This is a genomic window from Algibacter sp. R77976 (assembly GCF_044594645.1).
Taxonomy (GTDB): domain Bacteria; phylum Bacteroidota; class Bacteroidia; order Flavobacteriales; family Flavobacteriaceae; genus Algibacter_B.
This window is the reverse complement of the sequence record NZ_CP138989.1, coordinates 2,583,226-2,595,660: the sequence shown is the minus strand read 5'-3', so window position 1 is coordinate 2,595,660 and position 12,435 is coordinate 2,583,226. Positions and strand designations below refer to the sequence as shown.

General features: G+C 29.4%; 13 protein-coding genes. All 13 read right to left on the bottom strand.

Going from position 1 to position 12,435, the window contains the following annotated elements:
- Positions 1-79 precede the first annotated feature (79 nt).
- Positions 80-577, bottom strand: a complete 498-nt coding sequence (locus SJY43_RS11160; protein WP_396600821.1) for a CAP domain-containing protein — start codon at positions 575-577, stop codon at positions 80-82.
- A gap of 217 nt (positions 578-794) precedes the next feature.
- The gene (locus SJY43_RS11155; protein WP_396600820.1) at positions 795-1,508 is read right to left on the bottom strand and encodes a LytR/AlgR family response regulator transcription factor; all 714 of its coding nucleotides are present in this window, start codon (positions 1,506-1,508) and stop codon (positions 795-797) included.
- Positions 1,509-1,518: 10 nt separating this feature from the next.
- Positions 1,519-1,836 carry an Hpt domain-containing protein gene (locus tag SJY43_RS11150; RefSeq protein ID WP_396600819.1) on the bottom strand — a complete coding sequence of 106 codons (318 nt, stop codon included), beginning with the start codon at positions 1,834-1,836 and terminating at the stop codon, positions 1,519-1,521.
- Between the two features lie 2 nt (positions 1,837-1,838).
- The gene (locus SJY43_RS11145; protein WP_396600818.1) at positions 1,839-2,885 is read right to left on the bottom strand and encodes an ATP-binding protein; all 1,047 of its coding nucleotides are present in this window, start codon (positions 2,883-2,885) and stop codon (positions 1,839-1,841) included.
- Entirely contained in the window at positions 2,885-4,018 is a 1,134-nt protein-coding gene (locus tag SJY43_RS11140) for an FIST signal transduction protein (RefSeq protein WP_396600817.1), read from the bottom strand. Before SJY43_RS11140 ends, SJY43_RS11145 begins: the two co-directional genes overlap by 1 nt.
- Before the next feature lie 3 nt (positions 4,019-4,021).
- A complete protein-coding gene (locus SJY43_RS11135) occupies positions 4,022-5,998 on the bottom strand; it encodes a PAS domain S-box protein (protein ID WP_396600816.1) in 1,977 nt (658 codons plus the stop codon).
- Positions 5,998-6,537 carry a heme NO-binding domain-containing protein gene (locus tag SJY43_RS11130; protein WP_396600815.1) on the bottom strand — a complete coding sequence of 180 codons (540 nt, stop codon included), beginning with the start codon at positions 6,535-6,537 and terminating at the stop codon, positions 5,998-6,000. Before SJY43_RS11130 ends, SJY43_RS11135 begins: the two co-directional genes overlap by 1 nt.
- On the bottom strand, positions 6,537-6,947 hold the full coding sequence (locus SJY43_RS11125; RefSeq protein WP_396600814.1) for a response regulator: 411 nt from the start codon (positions 6,945-6,947) through the stop codon (positions 6,537-6,539). The genes SJY43_RS11130 and SJY43_RS11125 overlap by 1 nt, the downstream gene beginning before the upstream one ends.
- Before the next feature lie 141 nt (positions 6,948-7,088).
- Positions 7,089-7,385, bottom strand: coding sequence for a hypothetical protein (locus SJY43_RS11120; RefSeq protein ID WP_396600813.1), 297 nt, complete (start codon positions 7,383-7,385; stop codon positions 7,089-7,091).
- A gap of 275 nt (positions 7,386-7,660) precedes the next feature.
- Positions 7,661-8,431, bottom strand: a complete 771-nt coding sequence (locus tag SJY43_RS11115; RefSeq protein ID WP_396600812.1) for a zinc-dependent peptidase — start codon at positions 8,429-8,431, stop codon at positions 7,661-7,663.
- A gap of 3 nt (positions 8,432-8,434) precedes the next feature.
- Positions 8,435-9,400, bottom strand: coding sequence for a YheT family hydrolase (locus SJY43_RS11110; protein WP_396600811.1), 966 nt, complete (start codon positions 9,398-9,400; stop codon positions 8,435-8,437).
- A 3-nt stretch (positions 9,401-9,403) separates the two neighbouring features.
- A complete protein-coding gene (gene ade, locus SJY43_RS11105) occupies positions 9,404-11,026 on the bottom strand; it encodes an adenine deaminase (protein WP_396600810.1) in 1,623 nt (540 codons plus the stop codon).
- Position 11,027: 1 nt separating this feature from the next.
- Positions 11,028-12,338, bottom strand: coding sequence for a tRNA lysidine(34) synthetase TilS (gene tilS, locus SJY43_RS11100; protein WP_396600809.1), 1,311 nt, complete (start codon positions 12,336-12,338; stop codon positions 11,028-11,030).
- Positions 12,339-12,435 lie beyond the last annotated feature (97 nt).

The window sequence follows — 12,435 nt, the reverse complement described above, 5'->3', positions numbered from 1 at the left end:
AAAAGAGGTCTTGTTTTTTTATTATTCGTTTAGTAAAGTTTATGTGTAGACGAATGGTAGATATATATAGTTAAGCCAATTATCGTTTTACAAAAATGTTTATAAAATAGTTTCTCCCTTTTTCGTCTTGTGTGGTTGAAACTCCAAAATCTGTAAACCCAGGAGTTTCTATATTCTTTTTATGACTCTCACTTCTTAACCAAGCATCTACAATAGATTGCGTAGAAGAATAGCCATAGCCTACATTTTCTGAAACACTTTTAGCATTCACACTCTTTTTTAAATTTTCTAATCTTGTGAAGAAATAGTCATGACTTATTTCGCCTTGCTCAACCATATATTGATTATGCAAAATTGCTTCCTTTGAGGCTTCATTAAGAATATTAAGAGATGATAAACCTTTTGAAACTCTATATGCGTTAATAATCTCAACAATCTCATAGTCCATCTCGCTATATTCTACTTGAATGCTTTCTGATTTATACTCTTCTAGAGCTTGATCATCTTCTTTTACAGAACATGATATAAACGAAATATTTAATAAAAAGATAACTAATACAAAAGATAATTTTTTCATGAGATTTGATTTAATTTCATGACAAAACTAATTTGAAAGTAAGCTTGGTTTTTTAATTTTCGATTAGACCATTTTTATGTGTAGACGAATGGTTATTATTTAAAGATACCCGACATAAATATGTAATACAAAAGGAAAAAGGCAAAAGATTCCTCTTTTGCCTTTTGCTTTTATATTGTTTTAACCTAAACAACTCGCATTGCAATAATAATTTGTATTACAATAAATTAAGTCGCTTCATTAATTCCGGTCGGTTTGATCGACTTACAGGAATAACGTCTTTTTTAATAAGTACGCTATTATCTTCAATATCAATAATTTTTTGAACATTTATAATGTAAGACCTATGTATTTTTAAAAACAAATCGTTTGGTAATTTATCTTCAATTTTCTTTAGGGTTGAATGCACCGTATAATTCTTGTCTTCTGTTTTTAATAAAATATAGTCGCCTTTTGCTTCTACCAAATAAATAGTTGGAATATCTATTTTAATTAAACGTCTGTCTATATTAATATACAAATCGTTTCCTGAAGACGTTTCTACAGCATTTTTAGGTGCTTTAGCTTTTTTTGATGGTGCATCAGCAGATTCTGCTTTTTGAATGGCTTTATCAAAACGTTCTTGCGTAATGGGTTTAACCAAATAATCTATTATACAATCGTACTCGAAAGCTTGTATTGCAAAGTTAGGATCTGAAGTTGTCAATATTATTTTTGGTGGATTTTTTAGGGTTTCAATAAAGTCAAACCCCGTAAAATCTGGCATATGAATGTCTAAGAAAATTAAATCAACTTCATTTTGATTTAAATATTTAATGGCTTGCATGGCATTAGGAAAATCTTCTAATATATTTAACCTTGGTATTTTTGAACAAAGTTGTCCAATAATGGCTCTTGCAGTAGCCTCATCATCAATAATAATACAATTCATAAAAGTAACACTATAAGGTCGCTAAGAAGTCTGTAATAATTTGCATGATATTCTCAAATTCCACTTTTCCTGTTGTACTTTGTTCTAATAAATTTTCTTCAAAGTTAACAGCTACTTCATAACTCTTTTCAAGCCCTAAAATACTAATTTTATGTTTAAGTTTATGGACATTACCTGCAGCTTCTTTAAAATTATTATTTTCAATATTTTTAAAGTAGATGGCTTTCTCCTCTGGGAACTCCTTTTGTATTATAGCTATTAGCTTGTCTTCAAAGGCTTTATCTCCTCCAGATAATTGATTGATATATGATAAATTTGGTTGTTCCATGATTATTTTTTTATAGTGAAATAAAAGGTTGAACCTTCATGTAATTTAGATTCTACCCAAATTTTCCCGCCATATAATTCAACAATTTTCTTTACAATAGACAACCCAATACCTGAAGATTCTGGAGTATTTTCTAACTTTTCGAAGGTTTTAAAAATTTTATCGAAATAAGCTTCTTCAATACCTTTTCCATTATCCTTTATATAAAACTGCCAATATTTTTTTTGATTTTCAACACCAATTTCAATAGTGCCTTGATCTTTATCATTATATTTTATAGCATTAGAAATTAAGTTTTGAAACAGTTGCTGTAACCTGTATTTGTCTCCTTTTATAGTTGGTAAATTACTTTTTGTGATACTTATATGCTTAGGGATTTCAATAATATTTAAGATACTATCTAAGACTAAATTTAAATCGACATCGTAAACCTCAATTTGATCTTTTCCTATAGTTGAATACTCTAAAATACCATTAATTAAAGTATCCATTTTTTCAACATTATTTCTAATTAACTTTAAGGTGTTTTTGCCATTCTCATCAAAAGATTCTTCATAGTCTTCTTTTAACCAAGCTGTTAAAGTATCTATACTTCGCAAAGGGGATTTTAAATCGTGAGATACCATATGCGCATAATCGCTAAGTTCTTGATTTTGATGTGCCAACTCATTTAGCATATCTTGTTTTTGCTTGTTCATTTGAACAATTTCTTTGGTTTGATTATCAATAAAATCGACTAAATTAGAACCGGTAAGCTCAACATTTTCTATGTTATCTTCTTCTTTTAAATTATAAAATTTCAGGGTATCAATTACACTTTTTAATTTTTTTATAACTTCTTTTTGCTCTTCGGCTTCCTTTTGTAATTTTCGGTTTGCTGTATATAATTCTTCCGAGCTAATAGACATGGCTCTTTGAATCATAACAGATTGTTCGTCGAAATTATTATAGGATAAATTTATAGCATTAAAAAACGCTGTTAATTCTGCATTATTTTTTAAATCTTCACTTAAAAATTTACGAATTTGTCGTTTTAGTAATGAATTCATTATTCACTAATTAGCGTTATAGTCATGGTTTGGTTATGTAATTGACAAGCTACTTCGCCATGAAAAGGTGCAATCTCACCATATGAATAAAAACCACTAATAACAGAGTCTTTTCCTATGACTTCAATAACTTCTTCAATCTCCTCCTCTACACGTTGGTCTAACACTAATTTTCTACCAATGCAACTTACTAATAGTGCCAATTCGGGTTTATTTTTTCTATATTCTAATGCTTGTTTTGCCGCACGTTCTGATGCATTTGCAATATTATCTACATTAGTCATCATGAGCTGTACTTTAGAGTTTTCCTTAATATCTCCTGCTAAAATTACAGCATTTTCTTCTTCATTAATATTTAAAATAGACCTAACAATAGATTGCTCTTCGTCTGAAGAGGTTACGTTTAAAGGGTATAATAAAGCCGACCCTGGTAAATCTTTAGCTTTATCTCCTAAATAATTTTTATATAAATCTAAAGCTGGTAGGCCATCTAACTCGTATAAAATATTACCTTCAGATTTAGTTACTATACGTTCTGGTCCAAATGGCGTCCAACCGCCATGAATAGAAAACGATATTTCTAAAGAATCACCATAAAATCCAACTGCAACTAATTCTCCTTCTTTAGGGTTTTCGTTATAAGCTGCTAATGTTTTTTCAAAACGGGCATCATCACCACATAATCCACCAGTAATAACCAAATTATCTACTGTAGAACTACTCATACCCTTTGTAAGTTGGCTACCATTTATAAAACTACCTTCTGAAACTACAAATACATATTTTAAACCTTCTTGCGGAAATTGCTTTATAAGTTCGTTACCTGTTTTAAAACTATCTAAATCTGCATTTAAAACATTACTGGTTTTTATTAAAAAGTTACTTTTTTCAAATTCTATAGCAGTTATTGTAACACTTTCTTCGTTTACAGTATTTGATGAAATTTCTGCACAAGCAGAACCAAATACAATGTGCCCTTCTGGAAATAATTGTTTAATTTCCTCATATATACCATCCTCTTCTAGCATAAACCTATTACCAAAAACTAAAACCAAAGGTTCAATTAATGGTTGTTTTTCTATTACGTACTCCCAATTTTTATTTTTATGTTTTACTAACTGTACTGTTTTCATATACTATTTTTTTAATGTAAAAAAGAATGTAGTTCCTTTCTGTGGTTCACTCTCTAACCAAATTTCCCCTTCATGTAAATCGACTATTTTTTTAACAATAGATAATCCAATACCTGTAGAATCTTTGCTCTTATTTAAAGCATGAAATATTTTAAAAATTTTATTATGATATTTTTTCTCTATTCCCATACCATTATCTGCTATAGAAAACCTATAATGTGTTTGCGCATCTTCAACCTTAATTTTAACAAATCCTTTGTCTTTATCAATAAATTTAATAGCGTTACTTATAAGATTTTGAAATACTTGTTGAAGCTTAGTTTTATCGCCCTTTAATGTTGGTAGCTTATTTAATATCTCTACCGTTACATGATCTGGTTTATACAAAATCTTAATTAAATCATTAATAACTTCATCAAGGTTAACATCAACTTTTTCATTTTCATCTGTACCAACACTAGAATAATTTAAAACATCTGTTATTAGCTGTTCCATTTTTTCTAGAGTGGTATCAACAAGCGCTAAATTTTGCATACTTAAGTCATCTAACTTACCTGTATTATCCTCTTTAATCCAAGTTATTAAGGCATTTATACTTCTTAATGGCGATTTTAAATCGTGAGATACAATGTGTGCATACTCATGTAATTCATCATTACTTTTTTCTAATTTTTTAAGCAAACTTTCTTTTTGTAATTGCAGGTTTTTAATTTCTGTAATATCAAAATTTATACCGATGGAGCCTATTACTTTACCATCTATATCATAATTTGGTGCGCCACTTACAAGCCAATATCTTAATTCGCCTTTTTTATTTTTAATTCTTAATTCGTAAGATTCAGTTTTCCCGCTTCTTCTTTCTTTAATTTTTTGTTTTAATAAATTACTGTCTTCTTCAATAGGTAAAACATCGAACCCCTTAATACCTAAAAGTTCTTCCTCAGAATAGCCCGTCATATTAACCATACACTGGTTTACCATTAGAATTCTATCTTCAAGATCGACTTCAACTAGGCCTAAATCCATATTAGAAATTATGTTGTAATATTTTAGCTTTTCTGATTCTAGGCTTTTATTATAGTTCTTTTTAAGGGTGACATCTGTAAACGACCATAAATACCCTTTTAATTTATTATTAGTAATTATTGGTAGGTAGTTACGCTCAAGCGTTTTGCCATCAATCATTTCCAATTCGTCACCAATAACGACTTTATTTTCTTTGTTTATGTCCTGCATTCGTTGTAAAAAACCTTCAGGATTTTTAAACAATACTTTATTTTGCTCTGATGCTGATTTACAATCTAAACCTATTAAATCTGTTGGTTCTGCTTTAATTTTAAATAAATCACAAAACTTTTTATTAGTAAGTACTATTTTTCCATTTTCGTCTTCTAAAATAATACCACTATCTAAATTTAATATAAGTGTAGCTAATCTGCTTTCAGATTCAATTAACTTCGTTTCTTCTTCTTTAGCCTTAGTAATATCTCTAACAATACCTTGAGCAGCGACAGGAGCGCCATTATCATAAATAATACTGGCATTAATATGAACGAGCTTTTCTTCTCTTTTATTCGTAATTATAGTGACATGAAAATCGGTTATTGCTCCCTTTTCTAGAAGTAATTGAAATGATTCTGCAACCCGTTCCATTTCATTTGGCTTTACCATTTCAAGAAGATTATAATCTTGTTTGGCTTCTTCAAATCCTAATAAAATTACGGCTGGATCATTAACTTTTAAAATGTTTCCAAATAGATCCATAATAACATATGCATCTACTATATTCTCAAAAACACCTTGTAATTGTGAATCTGTTTTGCTTAATAAGTGTTCTAGCTCTGTATATGATTTTTCTAACTTTTGCTTAGCTTCATATAATTCGGCTGCTTTACTTTCAAGAATTTTTTCAGCCTGTTTTCTGGCTGCTTTTTCGCGAGCAAGTGCCCGTTGTAGGATGTCAACTTTTTCTTGACTCATTAATTCTTATTAATAAGAAACTTAACTTCAGTTCCGTCTTCTTTTAATTTTTCTAAAACTATGCTTGCGGTAGAATCAAAATGCTCGAATGTTTTATTCATTAACCCCAAACCAAAATGATGCATGGCTCTACTAGATTTGTAAATTAAAACTAAGGAGTCAACAGTCTTATCTACAACTTCAAATGTTGGTAACTCAGCATCTGGATAAATTTTTCTTACTTCAACATGGATATGGTTTTCTATAGACGATATCATTTCTATAGGGTCTTTATAAGTTGCTAAAAGACCAGGATAGCTGCGCTCTATAACACTAAAAAAATGTTCTGCATAAACTAATAATAAATCATCAATTGAAATTCCTGTATTTGCGCTTAAATGTTGGAGTAATTGAAGCATTTCAGAAAAACTATAAGTACCTACTGCCGTATATATTCCTCCCGACTCCAAACTAGATGAGTTGATAATGTTATCAACCATTTCTAAACCAAACTTATCTTCAACAAGTTCTAAAAACTCTGTAAAAACAATTCCTTTCATTATATCTGCTTTAATTCATTAATACTCCAATATGCTAATACCTTTTCAATTTTAGAAGTGTAATCTTCATACTTTAAGGGCTTTAAAACATATCCGGCAATACCAATTTTATAACATTCCAATAAATCTTTTTGATTACTAGACGTTGTTAAAATTATTGTTGGGATATACTTTAAAATATCATCATTTTTCAAAATATTCAAAAATTCGATGCCACTAATTTTTGGCATGTTCAAATCTAATAAAATTATGTCAGGTAAATCATCTTTTTTTTCTAAAAGCTTTAAAGCTTCTTCACCATTATTAGCCTCGGTAATTTTATGATTTAGTTGTAGTGATGAAATTGTTCTGTTAAATTTCATTACCTCTATCATGTCATCTTCTATTAATAAGATATTTAAAGCTTTCATTTTTTTACTTATTTTATTAGTTAAGTCTTTGTTGTTAACAAAATTAAAGTAATAAAGTAAAGATTAAATTCTAGTTCGTTAGACTTGTATTTAGTGTCGACGAATGACGTTTAAGTGTAGACGAATGGTTTTTTAAGTAATTTAAGCTACTTGTTTTTTGTTAAAAAGTGCTAATGTGTTTTTTTGAGCTTCTAGTTTTATGTTTGTTAGCTCTTGCAAATACGGCAAAGATTTTAGTTGATCTTTACTATAATTCATTTCTAACTTTTCAATAAAATTTAAATGCAATAAGTTTTTATTTAGAACCAAACTTATATCATTATTTGATTGACTTTCAATATCAATGCTTTTAGTGTTTAATGCTTTTTCTTTTTTTTGTATTTTAACTCCAATAGATAAGTTAAAACGCATTTCACCAATTTTAATTTTAAGCCACATTTTTAAGGGATTTTATATATTATTTTTTTATTCTGGTACAAAGATGCATCACTAATACGCTTTAAATTAAAATTTTCTTTGTAACAATTCAATCCATAGATTGATGGCTTATTTAGTGTAGATGAATGGTAATTTGTGTTTTTTGAAGTTCCTTAACTAAGGATTCTATATTCTGAATAATTTGCTTTTTTTAATAATAAAGCTATTTTTGAGTAATCCGTGCCTAGCGCTTCTTAATTATAAAATTAAATTTTATACTGCAAACACTATTGTTTTTATGCTTTAACCTTGCAAAAACAATCATTCATCATTTTATATAACTCCGGGTGTTTTCGTTTAAACAATTTTGGCCGCTCAAAAAAATACTCTGAAGCTACAGCAAAAAATTCCTCTTGATTTGTTCCTCCATAATTTCTAATATCTGAGGTATTATTATTTATAGCTTCCATTTTATCGTGCATAAGCCTTAGCCATGGTATGGCATAAGTATGAGATAGCAATAACTTAGGAATACCATCTATATCGCCATCCATTTTATCTATAAGATGAACAAACTCGTGAATTGCTGTATTTCCTTTATCTGTTTTATTATTAAAACCAAGACGAAGTGCTTTTTTAGATAATATCATTTGGTTTTTAAATCGGCCTGTACCAACTAAACCTGCAATATTTCTATTATCGCCAGCGTACTCATAATCTTTATTAAAATTATCTGGATAAATAAGTACGGTTGATAAATTAGAATATTGCCAATTATCAAAACAAAAAACGGGTATCACAGCACTTGCTGCAACTAAAATAGTATCTAATTCATCTAACTTAAAGTTAACAGCTTCTACATGCGTTTCAGATAAAAAATCACGCATTTTTTCTCTAAAGAGCAATTGTTCTTCTTTGCTTGAAAGCTTTTTATAAAACAAAACATGCTCAAATAATAAGTTATGCCATGAATCTGGAATATTTTTTATGCGCTTAGGTTTACTTTTCTTGTATTGATATATACCAAAGAATATAAGTGCAAGAAAAACAATTATAATTGGAACCATAAATTATTTTAGATCTATGCTTTTAGTAAACTCTAAAGCTCTTTTTTCATTATAATAGACATTTTTTTTATCAATAAAACCGGCATGCCCACCGTAATCAGGCATTTCTAAATACAAATTTGAATTGCTTTTAGCTTCTTTAACTGGATAACATTCTGGTGATAAAAAAGAATCGTTTAATGCATTAATTATTAATGACGGTGTTTTTATATTAGGAAGAAATTGTAAACTACTACACCTTACATAGTAATCTAGCGCATCTTCAAAGCCATGGGCTTTTGCCGTATACACATTATCAAAATCGGTTAATGTTTTAATTGAATCTAACGCATCATCAGTTAATAATTCTGGAAATCTATTTTGCTTTACTTTGAGTTTATCAACTAAATGCTTTAAAAACCTATCGTGATATAGTTTGTTTTTAGGGGTATGTAATGCCTTTGCAGAACCTGTTAAATAACATGGCACAGAAACTGCTATAGCAGCATTTACTTGAGAAGGAACATTATTTCGTTCTCCTAAATATTTGAGAATAATATTTGCACCAAGACTTATCCCTTTTAAGTAGATTTTAGAATATTTTTTTACAGAAATGGCATGTTCAATTACAGCTTCTAAATCTTCAGTAGCTCCAGAATGATAACTATAATAGTTTAAGTTATCTTCACCACTACAACCTCTAAAATTTACACTTACCGCATCAATACCATTTTTATTAAATAGTTTTGCAGTTCCAGTCATATATGGTCGTTGTCCGTTTCCTTCGAGGCCATGTAATAAAATAATGAGTTTATCTGTTTTTTCTTTAGAAAAACTCCAGTCTAAGTCTAAAAAATCACCATCTTTTAAAGTGATGCGTTCTCGTTCTTGCTTAATAGACACCCGCCTAATTAAACCAGAGTACACCGTAGAAACAAATCCGTTTCTAAAATAAAAAGGTGGTTTATAAGTTGGTTCTAATATTGGCATAAACTAATTGACTTCTAAAGGTGTAAACTTAAAATCTGTTCCGTTAAATAAGCCTTTATCGCTTAATTTAAGTGATGGAATAACCAATAACGCCATAAACGATAACGTCATATAAGGCGCATGAAGTTTACTTCCTAAAGCTTTAGCCATTTTATCTAGTGCTGCGTATTGATTCCCAATAGTTTCACCATCTTTATCACTCATAATTCCTGCTACTGGAAGCGAAACAATTTGTTCTTTGGAATTTGAAACGGCACAAATACCACCTTTATTTTCTATTATAAGATTTACAGCTTTACAAATCGCCTCGTCTGAAACTCCAACAGCAACTATATTATGTGAATCATGACCAACCGAAGATGCAATAGCGCCTTCTTTTAAACCAAAATTCTTAATAAAAGCTAAGGCTGGTTTTTTATTTTCATAACGATTTACAACCGTCATTTTTAAAATATCTTTTTCAATGTTTGAAACTAAGTTCCCATTTTCAATTTTTGCATTATCAACCAATTCGTTAGTAACTAACTGGCCTTCTAAAGCTTCAATAACTCTTATTTTTTTTGCCGAAGATTCTATTCTAAAATCTGAAACTTCTTTTTTATTACAATTAAAATTATTTAAATTTTGAAAAGGTATTTGCTCTATTAAAGATATGCCTTTATCGAAAACAAGCTCACCATTTATATACGTTTGAAGCGTTTTAAAGGTTTTTAAATCTTCTACCACAATACAATCTGCAGCATCTCCTTTTTGCAATAAACCAACATCCAAATTATAATGTTTTACAGGATTAACACAAGCTGCTTTTAATACTTTAAAAACATCTATTCCCTTTGCAACGGCTCTTGCACATAATTCGTTTATATGACCTACAATTAAATCGTCTGGATGTTTATCATCACTACAAAACATCATATTTTCAAAATGTTCTGGTAATAAATCTATTAGAGCCTCAAAATTTTTAGCAGCACTACCCTCTCTAATTAATATTTTCATACCATTTTGAAGTTTCTCTAAAGCTTCATCATAAGTAAAACATTCATGATCTGTAGAAATTCCAGCTCTAATATATTTCAAAACATCTTTACCTCTTAAACCAGGCGCATGACCATCAACAGGTTTATTAAAGTATTTTGCCCAAGCTATTTTTTTCATGACTTCGTCGTCATTAAAAAGTACGCCCGGGTAATTCATCATTTCTGCTAAATACTTAATGTCTGGATTTTCTAAAAGTAATTTAATAGCGTTAGAATCTATAACAGCACCAGCAGATTCAAAATTTGTTGCAGGCACACAAGATGGAGCTCCAAAATTGAATTTAAAAGGCACTTTCTTGCCATTATTAATCATAAACTCTACACCTTCAACACCCAGTACATTTGCTATTTCGTGCGGGTCTGAAACGGTTGCGACGGTACCATGGTTTACAGCTAATCTTGCAAATTCACTTGGAACCAGCATAGAGCTTTCAATATGAATGTGTGAATCAATAAAACCAGGTAGTATATAATTAGTTATGTTATGATTCTTCTCTTGAATAGATAAAATTTTGCCATTCACAAAAGTGATTTCACCTTTATAAATACGTTTGTTTTGTATGTCTACTATTTGTCCTTGTAATTTCAAATTATTTTAATTCAATTTTTAAAATTTGTTTGGTGTTTTCGGTAACTCTAAAACGATTATCTGCTCTTCTGTTTATTACCCAAACAATATCATTTCCAGAATATAATAACCAGGTGTTTTCTTTATCTAATAATGATAGTTTTTCGTCTTTAAAGTATTTACTAACTTTCTTTTTACCTTTCATTCCTAAGGGATAAAACACATCACCTTCTTTATATTTTCTAATAGTTAACGGGAATTTTAATTGGTGCTTATCAACAAAAATAACATTAGTTCGTTTTCCAAAAATGGCATCGGCTTCATCAAAAAATAAAACTCCAAATGGTGTTTTTATTTCAGTTTCATCTTCTAAAACAGAAATTGTTTCACTTAGATCTAAATTTATTTCAGATAACAGTAAATGTGCTCTATTTTTAATTAAACGGTGTGTTGATGAAAAGACTTGTTTTCCAGTTTCAGCATCTAATAAATCTACAATATCATTCCATTCTGTAAAGCCATAATCTTTAAAAACCTCAAATAGGTAGGCTTTTGGATTATTTACCTTTTTAAATTCTGAAATTTTAAATGTAATATGATTGTCGTCTATAGTTTCAATAGCTCTTTTTAAAACAGCGTTTGTACTTTCTTCAACAATATCTGCCGTATCATTCAAATTATTTAAAGTAGATTGAAAACTCTGTAATAAGCTTGGGTTAATTTCCTTTAAAATGGGTATAACTTGATGTCGTAATTTATTCCGTAAATATTTTACAGATTTATTACTACTATCGTCTCGCCATGTAATTTTATTAGTCTCTGCATAAGTTGCAATGTCTTCACTTGAAAACGGTAACAAAGGGCGCACAAATTTTTCGTTAATTTCTGGGATTCCGGTTAAACCGTCTATACCTGTTCCTCTAGTAAAATTGATTAGAAAGGTTTCTAAATTATCATCGGCATGATGTGCCGTTAAAATATAATCGAATTGTAATTGTTCAGACAGTTCATCAAACCAATGGTATCGCAATTCTCGTGCTGCCATTTGTATAGAACACTTGTTATCTTTCGCATAAGTTTCAGTATCGAAACTTTCTATAAAAACTTCTAAACCTAGGTTTTCAGCTAATTCTAAAACAAATGCTTCATCAGTATCACTTTCATTACCTCGCAAATTGAAATTGCAATGTGCTAAAGACATATCGAGTTTTAATTTATAGCACAAGTGTGTTAATACAACGCTATCAATTCCGCCAGAAATGGCTATTAAAATTTTAGCATGTCGTAGAAACTCTAAATTAGAATTTATGTGATTTTCAAACCCATTAAACATAAATCAAAGATACAATGATATAATCATCTTTAACTAATTTTAAAATGACAAAAATCATATGCTAACGTTATAAGTTTCGTAATTTTAAAGAACTAAT